The organism is Psychromonas sp. L1A2 (assembly GCF_009828855.1).
Lineage (GTDB): Bacteria > Pseudomonadota > Gammaproteobacteria > Enterobacterales > Psychromonadaceae > Psychromonas.
The window spans coordinates 1189503-1215430 of sequence record NZ_WUAG01000002.1; the positions used below are offsets into that span (position 1 = coordinate 1189503).

The following is a 25928-nucleotide window of genomic DNA, read 5'->3' on the forward strand; positions in this document are numbered from 1 at the left end:
CATTTTTAAACTTTTAACTTTACGTCTTTAATTAAAACATTCTTAATTAAAGCTTTTTAAATCATTAATAGACGATCGGTCTAAAAGGAATCAATATGTTCAAAGGTATTTTAGTCGAGAAAGATGAACAAGGTTACAGAGCTGCCGTGAAAGGCATCGATGACAGTCTTTTGCCAGAAGGTGATGTCACCATCAAAGTCGCTTATAGCACGTTAAATTATAAAGATGCTCTTGCTATTACAGGTAAAGGCCCCGTGGTTCGTAGCTTTCCAATGGTACCTGGGATTGACCTAGTCGGTACCGTTGAACAAAGTGACAGCGAGCAATTTAAAGTTGGTGATAACGTTTTATTAAATGGCTTTGGCGTTGGTGAAACGCATTGTGGTGGTTTAGCAGAGAAAGCACGTTTAAAAAGCGAATGGTTAATCCCTTTACCTAAGGCATTCTCGGCCCGCCAAGCGATGTCTATTGGCACTGCAGGTTACACGGCTATGTTATGTGTTATTGCACTAGAAAAAAATGGTATCACAGCAGATAAAGGCGACATTTTAGTCACTGGCGCCAATGGCGGCGTGGGTAGTTTTGCTATTACCATATTAGCTAAATTAGGTTACAACGTTATCGCATCAACAGGTCGCCTTGAAGAATCGGAATACCTTAAAAAGTTAGGTGCAGCAGAGGTTATTGACCGATCAACATTAACAGAGCCAGGACGTCCGTTAGCAAAAGAACGTTGGGCAGCAGCCATTGATTCTGCTGGTAGCCATACACTGGCTAATGTGTGTGCAAGCTTAAAATACGGTGGCGTGGTTGCCGCTTGTGGTTTGGCTCAAGGCATGGATTTACCAACAACAGTGATGCCATTCATTTTACGTGGTGTGACGTTAGCGGGGATTGATAGTGTTATGCGCCCTACTGCCGATAGAATTGAAGCATGGGAACGCCTTGCAACTATTTTAGAACCCGCCGTTATTGATGATATCGCTAAAGAAATCACCTTAGATGAAGCGATTGAAACCGCAGAAAAACTGATATCAGGTAAAGTACGTGGTCGTGTTGTGGTTAATATTGCAGGATAGGCTATTGCTGGCGAATTATTGCTGAGTGATTATTGCTTATACCGATTACATTAAATATGTTATCTAAATTTTGCGCTGGAAAAACAGTTCAATTCAAGGCGTAAATTGAGCCTTTCGAAGATTAACTTCGTTAATCGTCTATCGGAGAATTAACCAAAAGATGTTAATTCTTTAATGGCTGTTCCCTTTACGAAATTTATAACGAGGAAGTGGGCTGTTTTAACAAGTAAAATAGATAAGCTATTTATTGTGATTGTTATTAATACGGACTTTCGCAATCATTAATCGCACAGCCCCTGAAACGCAAGGTTAACGTTAATGTGCTTATAGCTATGATATTCATATCAGACACTATCAGCACATTAAATAAGTTAAGCGGGCCCGTTAATAAATTGAAAGGCTAACACTTTAGTCTTTTAATTTTACTTCTTTTTACAGACTTATTTTATTGCCTTCTCTCTTATTTTCTTCTTTGTACTGCCTGCCTTTTTATTTGTATCTTCTGTTATTCAGTTTTTAAATGTTTTTTAACTATTTACCTATTAAGCATTTGTCTATTAAGAAAGGCCCTCCTTATATACAAAAAAACATATATACATTTATTCATATATAGTGTTAATATTTTTAATATACTCTCTTTTGATGGACATAAACTTAACCATGAAAAATAAGCATAAATTGCGTGTTATTTTTATCAGTGCCAATAATTCAATGCATTCTCAAGTGGCAGCCGCATTATTGCGATTAAAAAACATTGATAATATTGATGTTTTTAATGCCGATATTGGTATTTCTACCATTCCTTCTTCTGAGTTCGATTGCAAAGAAATTGAAAGTAATACGTTACAGGTAATGAAAAGCTTCGGACTTGAGAGTACAAAATTCAACTCGCCATCAATAACGAAATATTCTGAACAACATTTTGACTATGTGATCCTACTTAATAAAGCAATAACTGCATCTGATATTGGCAATCTGAGTGCGTCGCAACAATTAGTTTGGCATATCTCGAATTATCAATCTAAAACAGAATTATCTTCTTTTATAACGCTATTTGAGCAACTTAATTCACGTATCAACATGTTATTAAAATGCAATGAAAAGTCAGCTGCAATATTAGCAAAGGGTGAAGAAATTGAGCAGGTTGATCCGATCTCTTTTTATAAATGCTTAACCGACGAGATTCGTTTAAAAACCATCATATTAACGCATTATTATGGTGAACTTTGTGTGTGTGATTTGATGTATGCATTACAGGAAGAAAGTCAGCCTAAAGTATCTCGCAATCTCGCAGTATTAAAAAAATCAAAAATCCTAAGCACTCGTAAACAAGGGCAATGGGTATTTTATCGAGTGAACGAACAACTGCCTTTATGGATTAAATCGGTTATAGCTAAAACGGCAGAAAACAATATGACGCAAGTAATAAAATCATTACAGCGATTAGAAGAAATGAAGCAGGAACCTAATAAAAACAACGCTTGTCAGTAATTTTTATTAATAATGTTTATTAATAGCTTTTGCTAATGACTTTTAAAAAGGGCTTTTATTAATAAGTACAACGTTAATAAAATTTAAGTTAATTAATAAGGAGAATTCTAATGGGTATTTTTGAACGTTACCTTTCTGTTTGGGTTGCAATCAGTATTATAACTGGAGTGATCTTAGGTTTATGGCAGCCTGAGGTGTTCCAACAAATAGCCAACCTTGAGATAGCCCATGTCAACGTGGTTATTGCAGTCTTTATCTGGGTAATGATCTACCCAATGATGGTACAAATTGATTTTACTTCAATCAAAGATGTAGGTAAAAATCCTAAAGGACTTGTGTTAACCATCATCATTAATTGGCTTATCAAACCATTTACCATGGCCCTTATTGGTTGGTTATTTTTCCGGATCTTTTTTGTCGATTTAGTCGATCCTGCTTCAGCACAGGAATATATTGCAGGGATGATTTTATTAGGGGTAGCACCCTGTACTGCAATGGTGTTTGTCTGGTCACAATTAACTAAAGGCGATCCTAATTACACTTTGGTTCAAGTGTCTGTTAATGATTTAATTATGATTTTTGCATTTGCTCCTATTTCTGCATTTTTATTAGGTGTCAGTGATATTCAAGTACCTTGGGAAACTTTATTATATTCAGTACTTCTCTATGTTCTACTACCTTTGGTTGCAGGAGTAATAACACGAAAAATACTCAATAATAAAAGCGGTCAGTCGTTATCGACTTTACTGGCGAAGTTGAAACCTTGGTCAATGATTGGTTTATTAGCGACAGTCACCTTATTATTTGGCTTTCAAGCGAACACTATTATTGCTGAACCGTTAACTATTTTCTTAATTGCTATTCCACTCACATTGCAAACCTTCGGTATTTTTATTATTACCTACGCTATCGCTAAGTGGATGAAACTACCACATAACATTGCAGGTCCAGCTAGTTTAATTGGTACATCAAATTTCTTTGAGTTGGCTGTTGCTGTCGCTATTTCATTGTTTGGGTTGCATTCAGGTGCCGCCTTAGCAACCGTTGTCGGAGTATTGGTTGAAGTACCTATTATGCTTGCCTTAGTTGCGATTATTAATCGCACTCCACATTGGTTTAACCAACCATCGAACACCAACCAACTAAAATCAACTCAATAAAAAAATGAAGCAGCTTTACTCATTAGCATAAACTACTTCATAAGAAAACCTGTCTTGCACACATAAAAAACGCCACTTAATAAACATTAAATGGCGTTTTATTAAAAAGAAAATATTAAATTTAGGCTGCGACGTAAGGCGTTGCTAATGCTTCATCAGGACATACAAAAGGGATGTTCAAGCTTTCAGATACACTAGTATTTGTTACTTTACCGTGGATGACGTTTAAACCGTTTTTCAAGTGTGCATCTGCTAATAATGCTTTTTTGTAACCTAAGTTCGCTAGTCGTAAAATGTAAGGCAACGTTGCGTTATTAAGTGCAAATGCAGAGGTTCTTGCTACGGCACCAGGCATGTTGGCAACACAATAATGTACAACATCATCAACAATGTAAGTCGGCTCGCTATGTGTAGTCGCTTTAGACGTTTCAAAACAACCACCCTGGTCAATCGCCACATCAACCACCGCAGAACCAGGACGCATTTTTTTAATCATCTCAGCGCTAACCAACTTAGGTGCAGCAGCACCAGGAATAAGCACGCCACCAATCACTAAGTCAGCATCTAACACTAGTGATTCAAGGTTATATTTATTTGAGTAAGCCGTTTTAATACTTGAACCAAACTGTGTGTTTACTTTGCGTAATGTATCGATATTGTTATCAACAATCGTTGTATCAGCCCCCAGACCGATAGCCATTTGCGCCGCATTACAACCAACTACACCACCACCAATGATAACCACTTTTGCAGGAGCAACGCCTGCTACACCACCTAACAATAAGCCAACACCACCGTTAGATTTTTCTAAACATGCAGCACCCGCTTGGATAGACATACGACCAGCCACTTCAGACATCGGTGCTAATAATGGTAACCCACCATTGGCATTGGTTACTGTTTCGTAAGCAATACAAACCGCTTTACTCTTAATTAGGTCTTCTGTTTGTGCCATATCGGGTGCTAAATGAAGGTAGGTAAATAATAGTTGGTCTGGACGAAGTAAGGCGCGTTCTACAGCAAGCGGCTCTTTTACTTTTACAATCATTTCAGCGATTGAAAATATCTCTTCCGCTGTTTTTAAAATACTAGCACCCGCCTCAATGTACTCTTGATCATTACAAGCGATACCTTCACCAGCTGATTGTTCGATATATACAGTATGGCCTGCTGAAGTTAATTCTTTAACGCTTGCTGGGGTCATCCCTACACGATACTCATGAACTTTGATCTCTTTCGGTACACCAATAATCATATACTGCTCCTTGTAATATTTGGGTAATGTTTGGGTAATATTCGAGTTATAGTTGATTTAAGCTTGTTAAAATTCTCTAATTTATTAATATGAAAAAGTTGATTGCAAAGCATTACTGTGCAAACAATAAAAGCGCTCACTTATCGACCACTTATTGTTCAATAAATAGCTTTCGGAAACAGTATATGCATTAATAAATAGTTTTATTTACTCTATTTATTTATTAATTTTAAAATTTATAGATTATAATACTAACTTTTAGTCTTATAGCAGTTAATTACTCTGGCATAGAGTTTGGATGCAGTCGATGTCACTAGATAGAATTGATCGTAATATATTACGAGAGTTGCAAAAGAATGGCAGGATTTCTAATGTTGAGCTTTCTCATAAAGTAGGACTTAGCCCTACGCCTTGTTTAGAAAGAGTTAAACGCTTAGAAAAACAAAAAATAATTAAATCATATACCGCCTTACTTGATCCTCAATACTTAGATGCGTCGTTATTAGTTTATATTGAGCTCACACTTAAACGCTCTAGTGCTGATGTATTTGAACGTTTTAATGAAGCGGCAAAAAAGTTAGATTCGATATTAGAATGTCACCTTGTCTCGGGCGATTTTGACTATTTATTAAAGACACGTGTAGCGGATATGTCGGCATACCGTAAGGTACTTAGCGAAACGTTTCTTTCTCTACCAGATATAAAAAGCTCTAAAACCTACGTGGTAATGGAAGAAGTGAAGTACTTAACCTCGATAAACATCCCAAACTAATCGCTAACGTTACACTCCAATAATTAGGTTGATTAGGTTGATATATCTATACTCGATATATCAACCCTATCCAATATTAACCTTGTTTCACATTGTCAGTTTAGCCAGTGTGCTCTACTTTGAGTCTAACTACACTTTACTGTTTAGCTGCACCTACTATTTAGGTGCATCCTACTGCTTAACGATTTTAAAACTATCCCACGCTTGAGATGTTGGCATGACTTCTAAACTATTAATGTTGATATGTGCAGGTTGCTCAGCAATCCAAAAGATAATATTAGCGATATCTTCAGGTTGTATTGCATTAGTACCTTCGTAAATAGAGTCGTATTTATCTTGATCGCCATTAAATCTCACCAAACTAAATTCACTCTCAGATAAACCAGGCTCTAAACTTGTTACACGAATACCTGTACCCGCAAAATCACTACGTAAGTTTCTAGAAAACTGTGCAACAAACGCTTTACTTGCGCCATAAACATGGCTGCCTGGATAAGGCCAGTTACCCGCAATACTCGCAAGGTTGATAATCGTTGAAGACTGTTGTGCTTTCAATACAGGTAATAAACTATGTGTGACATTAACTAAGCCGGTAACATTAGTGTCGATCATCGTATGCCAGTCTGATAACTTCGCTTTATCTGCTGACTCTGCACCTAGTGCAAGCCCTGCATTGTTAACTAAAATAGCAACCTGCTTAAAGCGTTCAGGTAGGTTATTAGCAAACTCAACAACTGCTTCACTATCCCTTACATCTAACACAGAATAATGAACGTCAGTGAGTGGTGATAATTCGCTACTTAAGGCTTGTAAACGCTCTTCTCTTCGTCCTGTTAAAATCAGTGGATAACCATTCTCAGCAAACTTTTTCGCCGTTGCCAAACCAAATCCAGATGTCGCGCCAGTAATTAAAACTACAGGGTGTTGATGAGCTGTCATAAAATATTCCTTTGAAAGTAATATGGTAAGTTTTACTAATATGCCATTTATTGTGCGAATTGAGGAGTAGTGAAACAATAATATTCAATTAATCACCTCTCTCAATCTGAAAGAGGCTTAACAATACTGTTAATTAATACCAAAAGAATTAATAAGGTGATCATTCTTGCTGGTTAAAATCCCCCCTAACTGCGTTGTGAGTTTTGAAGTGAGAACAACTATCTCCTACAACTCACGCCTTATTAGTGTTAATTTTTCCTGCGCAATCTCTGATCACTTATTTAATTCCATTGGTATAACTATTCCAACCACTAGCTAATTATCAACTAACAGTCGGCTAGCAATCAGCTAACTCTGTAAAAACTTGATCTAATATTTCTACAATAAAGTCGGCTTCTTTATGGGTTAACGTTAACATTGGACAAAAACAGAGTGTGTTATTAAATAATTTAAAAGAACGATTTGTACGCCCAATAATTAACCCTTTTTTCATGCATAATCCAGCAACTTTGATTGTCTCTGTTTCTGCTACAGGTGTTTTAGCTTCACGATCACTGACTAATTCAATACCGAGTAACAAGCCTTGTCCACGAACATCACCAATAATGTCATGTTTGCTTTTTAAATCATGGAATTTTTCTAATAAATATTCGCCCATGATCGCACTATTATTAATAAGATCTTCTCGTTCCAATATTGCTAAATTAGCTAATGCTGCCGCGGGTCCTGCAGTACAACCGGCATAAGTACTCACATCCCGAAAATAAGCATCACGGTCGCGACTATCAGCAAGGAATTCATCGAATATGTCTTCTGTGGTGACAACACAAGAGATGGCTGCATAACTTGATGCAATGCCTTTTGCTAAGGTTACGATATCAGGTTTAATACCGTAATGCTGATAACCAAACCATTTACCCGTTCTGCCCATGCCGCAAACCACTTCATCGATATGTATTAATACATTATATTTATTACATATTTCCGCTATCGCAGGCCAATAACCTTCAGGTGGTGTAATCACGCCTCCACCAGCAGTGATTGGCTCAAAAGTAACTGCGCCAACGGTATCTGGCCCTTCACGTAAAATCACTTTTTCTAATTCTTTAGCCGCTAAAATACCGTAATCTTTTACCTCGCCAAACTGGCTTCGATACTCACAACAATGTGGAAACTCAACAAAACCAGATAAGAACGGCCCGTAATGTAAACGGCGCTCTTCTTGGCCTGTTGCACTTAAAGCGCCCATCGTTGTGCCATGATAATCACGCTCACGGTATAAAATTTTATTTTTTTGGCCACCGTATTTTTGCTGAGAAATCTGGCGGACTATTTTAAACGCTTTTTCATTCGCTTCAGACCCCGAACTTGCGTAATACACACGACTCATTCCCGGCATTTTTTCTAATAACTTTTCAGCAAACTCTGCTCCAGGCTCTGTACCTGCGGTACTGGCAAAGAAGTTAAGCTTCTCTATTTGGTCACGTACTGCATTAGCTATTTCAGTGCGACCATACCCAACATTGACACACCAAACCCCACCCGAAGAGGCGTCAAAGTAACGATTGCCTTTGGCATCCCAAACATGAGAGCCCTCTCCTTTTACCATGATCATCGGATCTTGTTGCTTTAAAACACTGTGTTGACTCAAATGATGCCACACATGATTACGATCTTTTTCGATTAATTGCGCTGTTTGTGAGTCCATCATGCTCTTCTCCTATGTTAAATATCCATTTTCGATGACCCACACTAACTTACAAATTAGCCTCTTCTTTAGCACCAGCCATTTTATTCGATAGAGCCAGTAATCGCTTTTAAAGCATTTCTTAATTTGCAATGTCAGTGGAACCACAATCACTCGTTTTTGGCTCTATAAATTGATTGTTAATATTGCAATAGTGTGGTCAATATTCGATAAATCTAAGGAAGATCCGTGGAACAAATTTGGTATGTATTACCTGTCGTCATGTTTGCGGCAGTGGTGCGTGGGTATAGTGGATTTGGTTTTGCAGTGATCGCGGTAGTCGGTTTAAATTTCTTTTTTGAGCCGCAACAGAGTGTTGCCATTGTATTATCGTTGGATCTTCTTTGTAGCTTAAATTTATGGCGACAAGCAGTTAAGCAAGCTCATTTCCCTGCATTAAAGAAACTAATCCTAGGCTCTATATTAGGCATTCCTATTGGATATGTTTTTTTGCTTTTAATTCCAGCAGAGACACTAAAGTTATTAATATGTTTAGGTATTTTATCCTTAGCCGCTTTACTCTTTTCAAGTTATAGACCCTTCGATGCCGAGAAAAGCATCACTAAGGTTGGCTTTGGTTTAGCCTCTGGCGCTGGCACGGCTAGTGCCTCAATTGGTGGACCAATGATTGTGTATTACATGTTATCGAGTAATTTACCAACGAGTAGTCAACGAGCGACGATGATCTTGTTTTTTATCGCAAGTGAAGCACTAGCGGTGATCACGCTTATTAGTGGTGGGTTAGTCGATGAAACTTTACCTAATGCTTTATTAATATTGACTATTCCAACGTTATTAGCCGTCTATTATGGACAATACTTGTTTAATCGAAAGCCACCTCAATCATTAAAAAGTTTTGCATTACCTATTATGGTAGTAGTGGCTTTACTGGGTATCGCAAACTCAACGCATACCTTATTAACATAACTTTTTAACTAGCGATCTCAGTTAGATATTTCAGGGTAATTCTTTATTCAAAACGTCATCCTTTTTATTCATTCCCAGTTTATTTATCCCTAGCTTATTCACCCCCAATCATGCCCCCCTTTCAATTAACCACTCGTCATATTATGGACTCTTTTAATAGCCTTTATGCCACCAGCCAACTTAATTGAAGTTATATGCTGCTAATCCTACTAATCCTACTAATCCTACTAATCCTACTAATGACTGAATTAAGCTATTTAAACTTATTCAAACTATTGTTGATAAATCTTTAAATTTATTAAAAGAGTGTTTAATACTAAACCGCAGTTAAACAACCAATGAACTAGGTCTAAGCGAATAGGCTACACGTTGGTTCTTGATGGGTTACTGAATGGTTAAACTGCTTAATAGGTAGGATTTTAATAATAGTAAGGGTTTTAAGATGTATGTGAAGAAACTAAAAAAGTAAGGGCTATCTGGCGAAATAGAAACAATCTTAATTCATACACAACTTTTATTACCGTCTCTTATTTAGGGTCTAAACGACAGGATGTAAATCCTCAGATTGTCTTATTCAAAGAGCCTTTTATTAACGCTTTAAAGCCCTGTAAACAATAGTTTGTGCCCGTGCTGTAATTCTCTCTATGTATGGTTTGAGCTAGCAATGCATCTAACTAGCGCTTTTAACTTTAGAAGATCTTTAAAAACGATCCTTCATATAGTTCACCTCTAATTTTATTTGTAACAGCTAATAAAAAAACCGCTATTACAATATAATAACGGTTTTTTATGGCTAAATAACGAGACTTAACCTGTTAGATGATAGGCCGCTTCTGAAAAATATACGTTTAATTATAACCCTTCCAAGGAATCAATTTAGCTTCCAAATAACGCATCAAGAGATCAAAACAATAAGCGATAATGCCAATCACAATAATCCCTGCAATCACCACATCAGTCACTAAAAACTCAGAGGCATTAAGTACCATAAAGCCGATACCACGTTCTGCAGCAACCATTTCAGCGGCCACTAACGTTGTCCAACCAAAGCCTATTGCGATACGCATACCAGTCATAATGTCCGGCATTGCACCTCGAGCGATGACTTGAGTGATCACTTGCCAAGGTGTTGCCCCCATTGAGTAAGCCACTTGAATCTGTTCAATACGAACTGACGTTACACCAGCACGCGCACTTAACACAATCGGCGATAGCATCGCTAAGAAAATCAATGTTACTTTACTCGATTCATCAATGCCTAACCAAATGATAATCAGCGGTAAATAAGCTAATGGAGGAAGTGGGCGATAGAATTCAATTAAAGGATCAAAAATACCACGAAAAACTCGGTTACAGCCAATGGTGATCCCCAGTGGGATCCCGATCAAACAAGCAAGTATAAAGGCACCAAAAATACGCACTAAACTCGCATTGAGATGTTCTACTAATGTTGCCCCTGCAAAACCATCAACCGTGATATCGATTAAACGTTGCACCACGTCCAAAGGTGACGGTAAAAAGATAGGTTTAATAAATCCACCTTCAGTGGCGATAGCCCAAAGAGCAATAAAGAATAAGGTTGAACAAACACCAATTAAACGGCTATCTCCCGCCCCAGGCGTTCCAAAGTATTCACCACTTTGCACTGCACTTGGCGCAGTCATTTTCTTAATGTTAAGTTGTAGTTTATCTAGCAATGAAACCGAAGCTGCTGCACTTTCACGCTCTTCTTTACTATCCACCATTTGCGGTTCAGCATCAGGTTTACTATCCGTTCCTTTTTTATTAGGTGAACCTGTCGAGCTTGCATTCATTGATTTCGTCATACTGGTCATAATAGTTCCTTAGGCTACCGCCAACTCGTCGCCATGAATGATTGCTAACACTTGTTCACGCATTGCTATAAATTCTGGGCTAGATTTAACTTTTCTTGCATCCCTGCAATCTAAGAATTGTTGATTAAAGTTTAAATCAAATTGATGCGTGATACGGCCCGGTCTAGGTGACATAACCACTAATCGCGTTGCCAACAATAAGGCTTCATCAACACTATGGGTAATAAAGAACATCATCTTGTTGGTTTTACGCCAAACATCTAACAATAATTCTTGTAATGATTCACGTGTTAGCGCATCCAATGCACCTAGCGGTTCATCCAGCAACAACATTTTAGGATCGTTAGTTAACGCGCGAGCAATCCCTACACGTTGCTGCATACCACCGGAAAGTTGATACACTTTATGTTGATGGAAGTCTTCTAAACCAACCAGTTTCAAATATTCTGCGGCACGTTCGCGACGCGTGTGTTTATCGACACCTTGTAACTTTAAGCCAAACTCAGTATTTTCGATGACATTTAACCAAGGTAGTAGCGCATGTTTTTGAAATACAACACCTCGATCGGCATCTGGTCCTGTCACTTCATCGCCAATATCCTTGCCACACAACACCCTTGGATAACCTTTTACTGTGCTGCTACCTAAGGTCAAATAACCTTTGCTTGGAGAAATAAAACCAGCAATCAGGTTCAGTAACGTTGTTTTGCCACAACCAGAGGCTCCTAAAGCAACCACTAAATCGCCCTGTTCCATTGTTAAATTAACATCAGATAAGGCAGTTACTGATTCACCGCCGTCTGAGCCCGGATAGACAACTGATACTTCACAAACTTTCAATGTGTTCATTACAACGCTCCTAGATAGCTTTGCTTAAGTTAATTAGGTAAATGACGAATTATAACTTTGATGCTGCTAACGCATATTCAGGATTAACAAAGACACTATAATCAGGCATTAAATCGTTAATTTTCTTTTCTTTTTTCAAGAACTCTGACGTTGATTTTAATGACTTAGCAGCGCCACCATCGACACCACAACCAAGCCAATTACATGATAATTGCTGAGTAAAATCAGGGAATTCATAAAGGTCTAATACACTTGCAACTTGGTTAATGTCACCACCAGATATTTTTGCAATTGATTTTGCGATGGGATGAGAAGCATCAAAGGTGTCTTTGCTACTACGATATTGCTGGTCAAGGTCACCTGCTATTTTTAGGATTTTAGCCATAAACTCAGCATTTTCTTTACCGAATTCTTTATCAACTACTAAACCATCAAAAGTAGGTTTACCCCACGAACTTAGCGTTTTTGAAGTAATTAGTACATGGCCATCTTTTTTAATCTTGCCTAATACAGGATCCCAGATGAACGCTCCATCAATATCACCTCGTTGCCATGCAGCATTAATAGTATTAGGTTGCATATTAGTGAGTTTTACGTCTTTATCTGATAAGCCAAATTGCTCTAATGCAAACAGTGCATGAAAGTGTGTAGTTGATACAAACGGTACTGCAATGCGCTTACCTTTTAGGTCAGAGGGTGCAGTAATACCACTATCATTACGTACCACTAATGCTTCAGCATCAGCAATATTTTCTAAAATCCAAACTAATTCAATGTTGATACCACGGCTTACCGCGGCAGCAATAGGGCTAGATCCAGCAGAAGCAATATCAATTGAACCAGAAGCCATTGCCGTGATCACTTTTGCACCAGAATCAAAACGTCTCCATTTCACGTTATAACCTGTTTCTTTCTCAATTAACTTCTCATTAATCGCATGCTTCCAAGGGTTATTCATGCCCATATAACCAATAGTGACATCTTTTGCGCTCACTGTTGATGCAAAAAATAGCGCGGCCATTGTTGTCATTAATTTGATTGATTTACACTTTCTCATATTAAAATTCCTTATTTAACTGATGCGGTTGATGCGATGTTGGTTTCGTTATTTAAACTACGCGGTGCAAAAAATAAGATACAGAGCCAGTTTTTTAAATTCGTGGTCCACATTATTTTGCTAACATCATCTGCATAGACACGTTGGCTTAAAAATTGCGTAAAAAACATAAATATTGTTAGTTAACTACAAAGCTATAAACAAAATTCGCTCCAACTTTTAAGCAGGTGTTACATGGTTGATTTTTTAATAAATATGGAACTGCATCAAAACAGTACTTATCAACAGCAGATCCGTGAAAAATTAGTGGAGTTAATTGAACAAGATGCCTTTGGTACCAAAGCTTTACCCTCTGGTCGAAAGATGGCTCAGCTACTTAAAGTATCAAGAAACACGGTTGTTTTAGTCTATGAAAGCTTAGTGGATGAAGGTTATTTAGTTGCACGTAAACGTAGTGGTTTTTTTGTTCACCCTGATCTATTAATGGTGCAACGCATCCCTAATTCAGTGCAACCATCAACACCTGATACTGCGCGTACTAATCGCCAACCTAATTGGTCTACACGATTACAGAAACAGCCTAGTCAGTTATCATCATTAAATAAGGATGAAAATTGGTTAAAATACCCTTATCCTTTTATTTATGGGCACATCGATGTTAACGAGTTTCCACTTTATCAATGGCGAGAATGCTCTCGAATAGCTGAAAGCAAAGGTAAGCTACATGAATGGGTAGAAGGTTTCATCGATATTGATGACCCACAACTTGTCTCTCAAATCCGCCAACAGATCCTCTCAAAACGAGGCATTAGCGCCAAACCAGAAGAAATTCTAATAACCCTAGGCACCCAGAATTCATTATTTTTATTAACCTCTTTATTGGCAGGTAAAGACATTACCTTTGGTGTAGAAAACCCAGGCTATGCAAACTTACGTCACGTTATCTCATTATGTGACAGTCCAGTGAGTCCACTTGAGGTTGATAATGAAGGTGTTCAAATAGGCGAACAACTTAGCCATTGTGATTATGTCTGTGTAACACCCAGTCACCAGTATCCAACAACTGTGACCATGACTATTGAACGACGTAAAGCCTTGCTTGAACAGGCTTGTAAAGACGACTTTATAGTGATTGAAGATGACTATGAAAGTGAGGTTAACTTTATCGCAGAGCCTTTACCGGCACTTAAAAGTTTTGATCAAGATGGACGCGTTGTCTATGTTGGCAGTTTATCTAAATCACTGACACCGGGTATCCGCATCGGCTATTTAGTCGCAGATAGTTCATTGGTAGCAGAGTTGCGTCAATTACGCATTTTACATTACCGTCACCCTCCTTCAAACAATCAACGAATTGCAGCTTTGTTTATTAGCCAAGGTTATTACGATAGTCATGTACGCCGTATGCGCCGTACCTATGAAAAAAAATGGCTACAGATGCAACAAGGTATTGAGCAACACCTGTCTGATTGTGAGGTTCACTCTACGGCTGGCAGTTTTTGTTTTTGGATAGGTTTACCCGCAGGCATTACTAGTCATCAATTACGTAAAGAAGCAGCACAAGAAGGTATTTTAATCGAGTCTGGTGATACTTTATTCATGCAAAAAGATGGCCCTAAAAATTATATTAGACTGGGATTTTCAGCGATCAATATCGATAAGATATTAGAAGGGTTGGCTATACTTGGTGGGTTAGTTAAACAATTAAAAAAATCATAAACATAAAATACCAACATCATTTCTGAATGTTGGCATTTGAAACATAAACGGCTTTATTATTATTTATGTTAACTTGTTGCATTAATCCATATCTGGTTCAAATAAGTTACGTTTCATATAAAACTTCACCCATAACGCACCAATAATACTTAAGACTACTAGTATTCCACCAGTGATGCTGTACACAAGTTGTGTCATTTCTGGGCTTGGTGAGTTGTTTAAAGCGACAAATAACATTGCGATTAAACCTAATATTTGTGGCACAGGAAAGAAAGGTGTGCGGTATGGTCGAGGGTGATTTGGCATGCGTTTACGTAATACCATGACATTGATATGCGCTACGCTATAAGCTAATAAAAAACTGGTTGTTGCAGCAATAATTAACACTATTAAAGAATCAATACCTAATGATAGGAAAGGGATTGTCGTTAGTACAGCGATCATCAGGATACCTACCCAAGGTGCGTTGTGTTTATTGGTTGCTTTAAGTTGAGGGAAAGCTTGTTTCTGCTCTGCCATGCCTTGTAACATTCTTGGTACTGCCGCTAATATCGTATTCATAGTACTGCAAGTTGCAGCTAAGGCCATAATAGTCGCAATGACTAAACCACTTTTGCCGAATACCGCATTTGCATAATCTAAAAATGGAAGTGGTGAACTCACTAAACTTTCAACATTTAAAAATAAACTTGCACCATAGATAAACGCTAAGAAAATACAAAAGATCATAAATAATGACAGGTGCATTGCTCGTGGAATGTTTTTATGAGGATTCTTAACTTCATTGATCATTGGGCAGATATATTCCACGCCAACCATTGTCCATAATGCCAAGCCAACTAACCCAATAAAGCTACCATCCATTATACCTGCAAAACCCCAATCGACAGTGGCCCCAACTAACTCAGGATGAGGTTGACTCGCACCAGTAATAGCCACAAACCCAGTCAGTACTAATGCACTCACTAATACAAATGCCAAGAAATTTTGCGCTTTAGCAAAAACATCTGTCCCAATCAGATTAGTGACAGTGAAAATAACTAAAATAATCATTGGTACTACTTTTTCAGGTAATACACCTGGCAGTAATTCGCCTAACATTGCATCAACTAAAAACATCTCAACGGGTAAGGCTAAGACAGCTACAACAACATAGCCAGCAAACACAGCCACGATAGCAGGAAAGTGACCAATAGCTTTTTGTGTATAAGTCGCTAAAGTCCCAGCCTGAGGAAACATCAGCGATAATTCAGAGAAACTCATCGCATTAAATTGCGCTAAAATAAGTGCAACAACCATTGCGGCAATAAACCCCATCCCACCAATGCCTAAGCCTTGAAGTGCGGAGATCATAGCACCTTGAACAATGACTAAGCCTATACATATGGCCATCATTGTTGGTAATCCTAATTTTGTCATTTTATTAGCAGCCGGTTTCGCAGCCATATTGACGTTATCTGAATCTGTTATAGTTATCATGTTTCTGTTCCTCTTTTGAGTAAAACGTTTTTATGATGTTAAAGTCGGTCGAAGCGATAAGGGCTTGGATCAACGAGTGGAGGGGTATTACAAACAATATCTGCCGCTAACTGACCAGCCGCGGGCCCAGTACCAAAACCATGGCCTGAAAACCCTGTTGCAATGGTTAAACCAGGAATAGCTTTGATACGGTCAATGACTGGATTTGAATCGGGCGTGACATCGATAATGCCAGCCCACTCTTCTTCAATTTCTGCTTTATTAAAAACTGGCCAAGCTGCACTTAAGTTAGCGAGTGCTTCTTGATTGATAGCTGACGAATGTTCAGGATCGTTGGTGCGAACTTCTTCAAAAGGAGAACGTCTATCGCTTTTCCAGCGACGGCCCAATGAAAGATCTTTTAAGAATTCTCGCCCTAAAGCAGGACGTAAAAAACGATGTTGTGTACGTAGTTGTTCAAAATAACGCCACCCAATTAATAGATGATCTAAGGTAAGTGGCGCATCTAATGCTGAACGCTGCGTGATAATGAAACCGCCATCTTGATGCTTTCTGAAAGAAAAATCAGGACCACCTACCGCAATATCAGTTGGTCCTTCCATCGGTTTAGTACGAAGTACAGAACATTTAAGTGGCAGTGTCGGTAATGAAACCCCTACGTTACTTAGAAAGCGTCTCGACCAAGCACCACCAGCCAGTAAGACTTGATCACAACGAATCTCTCCTTGTTCTGTCACCACACCACATACTTTTCCACCTGATGTTGAAAGCGTACGTACTGCGCAGTTTTGTAACATGATGGCGCCTTTTTCCATCGCCGCTTTAGCAATATTCGTTGCTGCGATAGCCGGTTCAGCTCGACCATCGGAAGGCGTATAAATGCCGCCTTTCCAATCACCTTTACCGCCGGGTGCCGTTTGATCAATTTCTTGAGCCGTCATCATTTTTGAATCTAAAGACAACGCACTAACTGATTTCAACCATGCTTCATGCATTGCCAATTGCTGCTCTGTTTTGGCTAAAAAGATAATGCCCGCCTGTTTGTAACCAACACTTTGGCCAATGCGCTGTGGCATTTCAGCCCATAAGCGATCTGCAGCCATTGCGAGTGGAACATCCTCAGCATGTCGACTTGTTTTGCGGATCCAACCTAAATTACGTGAAGACTGCTCTCCAGCAATATGGCCTTTTTCTAGCAGCACCACTTTGATATTACGTTCAGCTAATGTCAGTGCGGCTGTCACGCCTATAATGCCTCCACCAATAATGACAACCGTTGTGGACTCTGGAAGAACGTCCGTTGTATTTATTGCATCAAGTGTTTTTGTCATGAGCTTGTTTCCTACACGTTGTAAGCATTTCTATTTTAAATAGTGATCTCTTGGATATCTGCAGTTGCCGCACCACGATAAGCGGTTACTTCTAATTCCATTTTATAAACGGTTGAGCCTAATGGCGGACAAGTGACTGTTGTCGCAGGGTTAATACCTTTGAATTTTTCGCCGATTAATTGCATAACAGCATGAACGTCTTCAGGATCTTGAATAAATACACGAGAAAAAACGACGTCAGCTAAACTTGAGCCAACGGCTTCTAATGCGGCTTTAATATTGCTAAAGACTTGCTCTGTTTGCTCTAAAGCATCTTCAGGTATCACTTTGGTTTCAGGGTTTCGCCCAGCTGTATTTGAAACGTAAATCCAGTTATCAACAGAAACCAAACGAGAATAACTACCTATCTCTTCAAATTTTGAACCTGTTTTTACTTTTACTATCTTTGCTATATGAGTTTTTTCTATATGAGTTTTTTCTATTTGAGTTTGTGTCATGTTAGTTTTCCACGTTAAAGTAAAGCTTGCGTGAATTGACCTTTATCGGTGTTCACGCTTTTTTATAATGATGGTTATAACGACTAGCTCAGCTCTGGCGTTTCCCAGAGGTTGAGTTTTATACCGATATTATGTTTCATTGCGTTGTGGTAAATTTTGGTTGCCCAAGCGACATCTTCAGTAGGTAAACCGCCTACCGATAACACAATAATTTCTTGATCGTTTTGTCGCCCAGGACTTGTCGCTGTGACAATCGAACCAAGATCTTCAAGTTGATCTTTGGTCATTAAACCTTCGTCAATCATGTCCATGAAACGACAGCCAATAATTGGAATGTACATGTGTGCAGGTTTTGGTACTTCTTCATGCCAAGCTTCATAAAGCCCGATGTTGTCCATGACTTTTCTCACATCACTTTCTTCTAAGCCTTGATCTAATCGACAGTAAGCAGGCATTGAAATGAAAGCGCCAGGTTTCACCCATTCACGTTTTATGACTGGATATGAAGAAATATCACCGGTTTCTCCTGAATTACAGTAAGTAACGATATCCGCATCTCGTACAACATCTTCCAAGGTATCGACAACTTGTACATTAGCGATTTGAGGGAAACTCTCTTTCACCCAGCTAAGAAAACTATCTAAACTTTTTTGACCTCGGCCTTTAATTTTAAGCGTGTCGATTTGTGGGCATACAGCCATGAAAGCAGCAATTGATGTTTTACCCATAACACCAGGTCCTAGAAGACCAACCACCTTTGAGTCTTTACGCGCTAAATGACGAGCCCCCACCCCAGGGACAGCGCCAGTGCGATAGGCAGAAAGTAAGTTTGCAGACATGTGTGCTAACGGAGCACCAGTATCAGTATCGTTAAGTGTGAACATTAAGATTGAACGCGGCAGTCCTTTTTCACGGTTAGCAATGTTAGAGCCATACCATTTCACGCCACAGGTTTGGTAATCACCGCCAAGGTAAGCTGGCATTGCCATTAAACGACGGTCTGGAGTGTGACGAGGCATCGTCGCTATTTCTGGATTTTCAGGGAAAGTAACCATGGCGCCATGAGAATCATTATTTGCGCCAGCCATACGATAATCGCCTTTATGAAGTAGTGCGAACATCTCTTCCATTGCATCAACACAGCCAGGCATATTCTTAACACCTGCTTTAATCATGTCTGGTTCTGAAAGATATATAAAATCGATTTGAGTATTTTCTGACATAACATCACCTTAATTTCTTGGAATAGGATTACTTACAAAATTTTTTTTTACGTCTGTCTAATTACGTTGATTACATCCAATGACATATCTTTATCAGTGGATTAACGCTTGATGAGCAGTAGGTGATTTTTATCCTAGACCTCTAAAATTTGTGCGTATTGAACTTTTACGACACGGTTTTTTATGGGATTAATAATCGTTCTGTTGTTACTAGGAGTGAAATTAATTGGCATTAGGTTTGCAGATGAGGAATATATCTTAGGCATTTTTGATAAATGGAATTTATACATGTCAACTAATTCACTTGTTAGTCATCTCGCTCGAATTCGCTCTAAACAACCTTGGTTAGTGATGAATGCAGCGGAGAAATTTTCGATATCAGGGTCTAATCACCAATCGATTTCTCATTTCTATAGTTTTCAACCGAAAGCGTCCGTAGAACAGACTTTTGCGATTCCAGATGGTTGTGTCGATATACTCTTTGATTGTGATGGCAGCAACCCCAATGCAGCCGTTTTTGGAACTCCGTTAGAAGCAATAACCATTGAATTAAATAAGGATCATCGATATTTTGGCGCGCGATTTGTATCTGGTGTGATGCCAGATTTTTTAGATTTATCTGCCGCTGAATTAATAGGGCGTCATTACGATCTTTTAGATGTTGTTCCTCAAGCAAATCAATTATTTAATGAAATTGTTAATAGTACTGATTTCTCTGAACAGTCAGCTGTTTTTGGAAAATTTATTGAAAGGCAAAATGAACGAAAACCGTCAATGTTAACCGCGCAAGTCTTACGTAATATTTATGATAGTGAGGGATCGGTTCGTATTAATGAATTAGAAGATAAAACGGGATACAGTGCGCGTACTTTACAGCGACAGTTTGGGGCTGATATGGGCATGTCTCCCAAAGCTTTTTGTCGAATTGTTCGTTGTCAGTCTGCTGTTTATGGACTTAATCATCGTGAAAAAGTCACCTTTTCTGACTTAGCTTGTGATTTAGGTTTTAGCGATCAATCGCATTTTTTAAGAGAGTTTAAAAAGCTTGTTAATGCCACTCCATTGGATTATTTAAACCGAGTAAAACATCAAAATTACTTAGAAAGCATACAATATTTATGATCGACAAAAGTGCACTGGTTATATTTTGTGCACTAAGGCTGTGCTTCCCCTCCGTTTACCTCTAACCATTTAGAGGCAATTCCTGTAAAAAAATTAAGCGTTTTAGATTAAATAAAAAATAAATAACAGCTTAAATAAACCCGACATTTATTTGCGCTAACCAATTTATGCGAGCATAAACGATAACGTGATGAAATGATCTTACTGTTTTTCTATTATTTAACCTTTAACCTTTAACAGCAGGCTCACCGCTATTAACCACCAATAAAGCAGCTAGTTTACGCTTCTCAACATACTGACCTAGTGATGCGCCACCAATAATTAAGATTAAGGTAACAAGGTGAACAGGCTTTAAGGTGACTTCTGGAATAAACATCGCCATCCAAATAACCGACAATAAAGGCGCTAAATAGGCAAGCGCGCCAATCACACGTGTATCACCATGACGAATAGCATAATCCCAAGTATAGAAACTTAGCCCCATTGGCCCAAGCCCTAACAAACCAATGACTAATAAGTCACTGCCTGACGGGATCACCGCTTGAATGTCTGCTGTTAATGCATAACTGCTTAACGCTAAAATGCCCGAGAATAAACAAAACCCAGCCACCGCTGACATTGGCATTTTAGTATAACGACGATTAGATAATGTATAAAAAGCCCATAACAATGCCGCAATAAAGGCTTCGCCATAACCAAACAGGTCAGCAACATTAAAGGCAATCGGTTCTTGAGCAAGCGTCAGCAATACCCCGCCAAATCCTAAAATCGCGCCAATAACATGACCAAAATTAAGGCGAGATTTGCTAAATAATGGCGTCCCCAACACAATAAATAGCGGCCACAGGTATTGAATCATATTAACGCTCATCGCCGGTGAGCGAGAAAAAGCATCAAACAATAAAAAGTGGTAACCAAACATACCAATAACCGCACTTAACCACACTTTCCACGGTAACTTCCATTGACGCCAATATTTCAAACCAGGGATTGAGGCGAAAATCAGCACTAACCCTACTGAAAGCAATGATGGGATATGTGTGATCGTTACGGTTAATACCGCTAAAGAAGACCACATTAAAATGGTGAGTAATGCACTGATGTAAGCTCTATTCATATCGTCTCCAATATTATTTATTTGATTTCCGTATAGTTAGCCAATAATGCTTAATAAACTATTGTATTTAGTTTGAATTAAGCCAAATAAGCTATTGATGGAATATGCTTTTAAGCGAGATTATCATGTGAAGCTTTTGCAAAAAAGCAATATCATAACGGCCTTTCTAACTTAATTTTCAGAAGTGTTCACCTAGGTGAGTGGGGTGGGTTGCTTAGCTTTTTCTTTTAATTCAATAAATTAACGATTTAAAGCTCAACCGCCTTATCTTTGAGTTCAACAGCGAGACGGTTATCACGTAATATGCGAATAATGGTAGTAACATTAACGGTAATAAGTGTTGCCTCTAATAATACCCCACCTATTGAGCCAACCAGTATATTGTTGATTAACCAGCACATCGCACCTAATAAAAAACCAATGCGCATTTGAATACCTTTTAATACAAACACAGCATAAGTGCCAAAACTCATTCCTAACACAGCCCAAAGGTCCCAGATGCTATCTGCTAAATAAAAGCCACTGCACAAGCCTAAGATAATGAATAAAACAGCGGCTTTGCTAGAAGAAATATAAATAGACGTTGTGGTTCTTATCGCAGAGAGTAAAGCGCTTAACGCCGATACGATAGAGCCTAATAATACCAATCACAATAAATAGCTTATCTATTTTACTTGTTAAAACAGCCCAGCATTTGAGCGACAACTTGCTGATCTATCATCTGATTATCTTATATTGGTTTTATCATTAGAATGCTGAAAATAATCGTATCCATTCCATCCATCATACCTATTCCATCTATCGTATCCATTCCATCCATCATACCTATTCCATCTATCGTATCCATTCCATCCATCGTACCTATGCGGCTAACGCGCTAACCAGCCACCATCAACGGCAATCGTGTAACCATTAATATAATTAGCTGCCTCAGACGCTAAAAATACACAAGGCCCTGCAATATCGCGAGGTAATCCCCAACGTTGCGCTGGGATACGCGCTAATATTGCAGCACTACGCTCTTCATCTTCTCTTAGTGCCGTCGTATTGTTTGTTTCCATGTAACCCGGTGCGATGGCATTAACGTTGATATTAAACTTAGCCCATTCATTTGCCATTGCGCGGGTAATCCCCATTAAGGCACTTTTTGATGCGGTATAAGATGGGACTCGAATCCCGCCTTGGAAAGAAAGCATTGAAGCGATATTAATTATTTTTCCACCTTGACCTTGCTCGATAAATTGCTTTGCCACCGCTTGTGACATGAAAAAAGCCGTTTTGCTATTAATATTCATCACGTCATCCCAATTTTTCTCAGAAAAATCAAGCGCATCTTCTCGGCGAATAATACCTGCGTTGTTCACTAAAATATCAATACGACCGAATGCGTCGATAGTTTGCTGAATGATGCCAGGAATATCGTCTTGCTTAAGTAAGTCAGCACGATAATCAATAAACGAGTGACCACCAGCATGCATTTGTTCAGCAGTTTCTATGGCTGGTGTTCGGTTAACACCGACTATTTTACAACCTGCTTCGGCTAAACCAATGGCCATCGCTTGGCCTAATCCCGTATTGCAACCAGTGACAATAGCCACTTTATTTTTCAAATGAAACGAATCTAAAATCATATTAAGTCCTCGTTCAGAATCCATGAATATTCAAATCAATATACACAAAAATATAGACACCATCAATTGCAATTGAAACACCGTTTCATAATTAACGTTTTAGTCTCTGAAAACTAAAATCAAACTACCTCAAACATAAAAACAGAGATTATTGATAGGTTTTAACAACAAGAATATCACTTCTATTATGTTGATTAATTAATAGAAGAGCGCAAAATACCTAGCTTATACAAACAGTTAACACTCTAAAATAGGCAACATATATACCATTACCGTTCAAGGTGCTTTGTTCAGTCGTTAGCTTGGACTCTAAATCAAGGCGTAACATGATGACAATGACGAGTTATTATCGAAGGTTGCAACGCTGAGTTGATTTTCAAACTAACGCCAAAGAGGGAAAACTATGAAGTAAACAGTTTCGTTGTTAGAAAGTGTCGATTTAACTCGTTAGATTAGCCTCTTTCTGCCTAGCACCTGTTCATTTCATAGCTTGCTGAGTTTTTCACCTTAAATATTAACGGCGATAAAATAGGATGACAGTATGAATAAATCATTAAAAGCAATACTAGTGTCGGCTTTAATCTATCCCGGTTTAGGGCATTTTGTATTTAAAAAACACCTTGTTGGTCTTGCCTTCATTGCTAGCTTTTCAATTCCTTTATTATTGCTAGTGCAAGGAATGTTGGCTAAAACCAATCAAATGGTGGAGCAAATTCAACATGGTGATCTTGCTTTAGATGTTACAGCTATTTCAAACTCACTAATGACCAGTTCAGATATGCAAACATTCGATACTTATACCTATATCATGCTAGCAGTTTGGATCATCAGTGTATTAGATGTTTATAGGGTCGCTCGTAAAACACAAGGATAGTAATCAATATGGAGTTTGAAGTTTGGTTAACTTACGCTGTTGCTTGTTTAGTTTTAACGGCCACACCGGGACCAAGTATTTTCCTGGGTATTGTTCACTCTATTAACTACGGTTTAAAAAGAACAATATTTACCGTACTTGGTGATATCAGCGCTAATTTTATACAAATGATATTAGTGTCGATTGGTTTAGGTTTGATTATCGCAAACTCTGAATTCGCCTTTGATATTATCAAATGGCTAGGGGCAGCGACTTTGTTTTACATGGGGGTCAAGATGTTACTTGCACCCACTAAAAGCATTGATAAAAAAGATGATTTAGAAAAAGTGTCCAACCTTCGTCTATATATTTCAGGGTTTATGGTCGCCGCTGGCAACCCTAAAGCGATTGTATTCTTTACTGCGTTCTTCCCTCAATTTATCGATACCAGCCAACCACTCTTTCCACAAATGGCCATTATGTGCCCAACCATGGCATTATTAGATTTCACCTTAGTCATGCTGTATGCCTTTTCTGCAAACAAGGTGTTAACAACAGGGAAAGCTAAATTGCATATTATTAATCGTATCAGCGGTGGTATTTTGGTCGGTGCGTCTGGTGCATTAGCCTTAACTAGCCGCGCATAAAACGCTTATTGATTCACGACCACTCACGTTATCTCCAGTGGTCGTGTTAATAATGATATAAATGGCAGTGTTACTCGCTGAGACTTTTTTATTTTAGAGTCTTATTTTATTTTTTAACGAGTAAAATATCGCAAGGCAATTCAGTTAATAATACAGTCGTTGTACTACCTATCCAAAATTGCTCTAGCTTGTTTCTTGTCACTAATCCAATCACTAATATATTACTGCTATTCTTTTTGATATAAGACGTTAACGCCACTTCAGGAACACCTTCTAGCAAAATAGTTTTACCAGCAGGAATACGATGCCTTTTAGCAAAGTCAGCTAATCCGTCGCGATGCATAGATAATATTTTACTTTTATATTTAACCAATACAGACGTGACATGATAGCAATGAGCGATTAACCAACTGGCTTTTAACTGTCTAGCCCAACTTTCACTTAAAGTCGCAATATGTTCATCAATCGTCGTAATTCTTGCATGTTCATGCAAAGGATCAACAGCGCCAATCACGCTTAATGGGTGTTTCCAAGCTTGCTTATTAAGCAATAAAACAGGTGCTTTGATATCAGTTAATCGTTGGAAAATAGAGTGCCTTTTATCGACGACGTTATCTTCAATCACCACTACGCTATTTTGATTATTATTAACTTCAGCATTAAGTACTTTCAGGTAATCAGCTGATGAATTGATAGTGATTTCGACATCCATAGCATTCATCGTAAAAAATTTAATTAACTGCTCTTTTTTAGTTTCAATTTTTTGCATTAATTCATCAGATAACTGTTGTTTGTCATTAAATAAATGCCAATAACCACGCCCTTTTAACTGCACACTTGCATCAATAATAATCTTAATCGATTTTTGATGAGGCGGGATAAGATGAACTATTTTATCCAATGACGTTGTTTGATAATAAAATCGACTGTCAATGAACCAAATAAATTGTTCTGTAATCATATATAAATCCACATAGAAAAGGGTTAATCGAGTATATGGCACACATCTTACCATTACAATTTATGCATTATGCTCATCTCCATACGTAATGATTTAACTCGTTATAGAATGACATAGGGTTACAATTGAAATGCTATTGATACGAACAAATACAAAAATCGACTTGAGAATAAAAAAGTAGATAGCTGATTATTGCGACCTACTTTTATGTTTTTATTGAACGAATAAAATGCTCAC

General features: G+C 38.3%; 23 protein-coding genes. 9 read left to right on the top strand and 14 right to left on the bottom strand.

All coding sequences use genetic code 11. The features are described from left to right. The first annotated feature begins 95 nt into the window (after positions 1-95). The 3 genes from acuI (at position 96) to arsB (ending at position 3730) form a co-directional block, all read left to right on the top strand. Positions 96-1079 carry an acrylyl-CoA reductase (NADPH) gene (gene acuI, locus GQR59_RS15530; protein WP_160064188.1) on the top strand — a complete coding sequence of 328 codons (984 nt, stop codon included), beginning with the start codon at positions 96-98 and terminating at the stop codon, positions 1077-1079. A gap of 660 nt (positions 1080-1739) precedes the next feature. Next, the gene (locus GQR59_RS15535; RefSeq protein WP_160064190.1) at positions 1740-2570 is read left to right on the top strand and encodes a metalloregulator ArsR/SmtB family transcription factor; all 831 of its coding nucleotides are present in this window, start codon (positions 1740-1742) and stop codon (positions 2568-2570) included. Positions 2571-2680: 110 nt separating this feature from the next. Next, positions 2681-3730: an ACR3 family arsenite efflux transporter gene (gene arsB / locus GQR59_RS15540; protein ID WP_160064192.1), complete on the top strand. Its 1050-nt coding sequence runs from the start codon at positions 2681-2683 to the stop codon at positions 3728-3730. Positions 3731-3851: 121 nt separating this feature from the next. Here arsB and ald read toward each other — a convergent pair whose 3' ends face one another. Then, complete coding sequence (ald, locus tag GQR59_RS15545; RefSeq protein ID WP_160064194.1) at positions 3852-4985, bottom strand: alanine dehydrogenase; 1134 nt, start codon at positions 4983-4985, stop codon at positions 3852-3854. Positions 4986-5292: 307 nt separating this feature from the next. Here ald and lrp point away from each other — a divergent pair, with 307 nt between their 5' ends. Further along, entirely contained in the window at positions 5293-5757 is a 465-nt protein-coding gene (gene lrp, locus GQR59_RS15550; protein ID WP_201288120.1) for a leucine-responsive transcriptional regulator Lrp, read from the top strand. Between the two features lie 171 nt (positions 5758-5928). Here lrp and GQR59_RS15555 read toward each other — a convergent pair whose 3' ends face one another. Together GQR59_RS15555 and GQR59_RS15560 are read right to left on the bottom strand one after the other, a co-directional pair. Beyond that, a complete protein-coding gene (locus tag GQR59_RS15555) occupies positions 5929-6696 on the bottom strand; it encodes an SDR family NAD(P)-dependent oxidoreductase (protein WP_160064198.1) in 768 nt (255 codons plus the stop codon). 337 nt (positions 6697-7033) lie between these two features. Continuing rightward, positions 7034-8407 carry an aminotransferase family protein gene (locus GQR59_RS15560; protein ID WP_236546792.1) on the bottom strand — a complete coding sequence of 458 codons (1374 nt, stop codon included), beginning with the start codon at positions 8405-8407 and terminating at the stop codon, positions 7034-7036. A gap of 225 nt (positions 8408-8632) precedes the next feature. Here GQR59_RS15560 and GQR59_RS15565 point away from each other — a divergent pair, with 225 nt between their 5' ends. After that, positions 8633-9370, top strand: coding sequence for a sulfite exporter TauE/SafE family protein (locus GQR59_RS15565; protein WP_160064200.1), 738 nt, complete (start codon positions 8633-8635; stop codon positions 9368-9370). A gap of 848 nt (positions 9371-10218) precedes the next feature. Here GQR59_RS15565 and GQR59_RS15570 read toward each other — a convergent pair. Genes GQR59_RS15570 through tauA form a run of 3 tightly spaced genes read right to left on the bottom strand, consistent with a single transcriptional unit; the run spans position 10219 to position 13111 of the window. Beyond that, positions 10219-11205: an ABC transporter permease subunit gene (locus GQR59_RS15570; protein ID WP_201288121.1), complete on the bottom strand. Its 987-nt coding sequence runs from the start codon at positions 11203-11205 to the stop codon at positions 10219-10221. Positions 11206-11214: 9 nt separating this feature from the next. After that, positions 11215-12054: a taurine ABC transporter ATP-binding protein gene (locus GQR59_RS15575; RefSeq protein WP_160064202.1), complete on the bottom strand. Its 840-nt coding sequence runs from the start codon at positions 12052-12054 to the stop codon at positions 11215-11217. A gap of 49 nt (positions 12055-12103) precedes the next feature. Further along, a complete protein-coding gene (gene tauA / locus GQR59_RS15580) occupies positions 12104-13111 on the bottom strand; it encodes a taurine ABC transporter substrate-binding protein (RefSeq protein ID WP_160064212.1) in 1008 nt (335 codons plus the stop codon). 234 nt (positions 13112-13345) lie between these two features. Here tauA and pdxR point away from each other — a divergent pair, with 234 nt between their 5' ends. Continuing rightward, positions 13346-14830, top strand: coding sequence for a MocR-like pyridoxine biosynthesis transcription factor PdxR (gene pdxR, locus GQR59_RS15585; protein WP_160064214.1), 1485 nt, complete (start codon positions 13346-13348; stop codon positions 14828-14830). An 81-nt stretch (positions 14831-14911) separates the two neighbouring features. Here pdxR and GQR59_RS15590 read toward each other — a convergent pair whose 3' ends face one another. The 4 genes from GQR59_RS15590 to GQR59_RS15605 all read right to left on the bottom strand — a co-directional run bounded on the left by GQR59_RS15590 (position 14912) and on the right by GQR59_RS15605 (position 19360). Then, positions 14912-16309, bottom strand: a complete 1398-nt coding sequence (locus GQR59_RS15590; protein ID WP_160064216.1) for an APC family permease — start codon at positions 16307-16309, stop codon at positions 14912-14914. 38 nt (positions 16310-16347) lie between these two features. Beyond that, positions 16348-17640, bottom strand: a complete 1293-nt coding sequence (locus tag GQR59_RS15595; protein ID WP_160064218.1) for an NAD(P)/FAD-dependent oxidoreductase — start codon at positions 17638-17640, stop codon at positions 16348-16350. 35 nt (positions 17641-17675) lie between these two features. Then, positions 17676-18137: a RidA family protein gene (locus tag GQR59_RS15600; protein WP_201288122.1), complete on the bottom strand. Its 462-nt coding sequence runs from the start codon at positions 18135-18137 to the stop codon at positions 17676-17678. Between the two features lie 83 nt (positions 18138-18220). Continuing rightward, the gene (locus GQR59_RS15605) at positions 18221-19360 is read right to left on the bottom strand and encodes a tyramine oxidase subunit B (RefSeq protein WP_160064220.1); all 1140 of its coding nucleotides are present in this window, start codon (positions 19358-19360) and stop codon (positions 18221-18223) included. A 288-nt stretch (positions 19361-19648) separates the two neighbouring features. Between GQR59_RS15605 and GQR59_RS15610 the strand changes: the two genes are divergently transcribed. Beyond that, positions 19649-20482 (top strand): helix-turn-helix domain-containing protein, encoded by an 834-nt coding sequence (locus GQR59_RS15610; RefSeq protein WP_160064222.1) that lies wholly within the window; start codon positions 19649-19651, stop codon positions 20480-20482. A gap of 226 nt (positions 20483-20708) precedes the next feature. Here GQR59_RS15610 and GQR59_RS15615 read toward each other — a convergent pair whose 3' ends face one another. From GQR59_RS15615 to kduD, 3 genes are all read right to left on the bottom strand, one after another. Further along, the gene (locus GQR59_RS15615; protein WP_160064224.1) at positions 20709-21599 is read right to left on the bottom strand and encodes a DMT family transporter; all 891 of its coding nucleotides are present in this window, start codon (positions 21597-21599) and stop codon (positions 20709-20711) included. 248 nt (positions 21600-21847) lie between these two features. Then, entirely contained in the window at positions 21848-22246 is a 399-nt protein-coding gene (locus GQR59_RS15620) for a YgjV family protein (protein ID WP_201288123.1), read from the bottom strand. A 222-nt stretch (positions 22247-22468) separates the two neighbouring features. Next, a complete protein-coding gene (gene kduD / locus GQR59_RS15625; RefSeq protein WP_160064226.1) occupies positions 22469-23230 on the bottom strand; it encodes a 2-dehydro-3-deoxy-D-gluconate 5-dehydrogenase KduD in 762 nt (253 codons plus the stop codon). Positions 23231-23771: 541 nt separating this feature from the next. Between kduD and GQR59_RS15630 the strand changes: the two genes are divergently transcribed. Next, positions 23772-24104, top strand: a complete 333-nt coding sequence (locus tag GQR59_RS15630) for a hypothetical protein (RefSeq protein WP_160064228.1) — start codon at positions 23772-23774, stop codon at positions 24102-24104. 8 nt (positions 24105-24112) lie between these two features. After that, positions 24113-24730, top strand: a complete 618-nt coding sequence (locus tag GQR59_RS15635) for a LysE family translocator (RefSeq protein WP_160064230.1) — start codon at positions 24113-24115, stop codon at positions 24728-24730. Between the two features lie 106 nt (positions 24731-24836). Here GQR59_RS15635 and GQR59_RS15640 read toward each other — a convergent pair whose 3' ends face one another. After that, positions 24837-25691 (bottom strand): universal stress protein, encoded by an 855-nt coding sequence (locus GQR59_RS15640; protein WP_160064232.1) that lies wholly within the window; start codon positions 25689-25691, stop codon positions 24837-24839. Positions 25692-25928 lie beyond the last annotated feature (237 nt).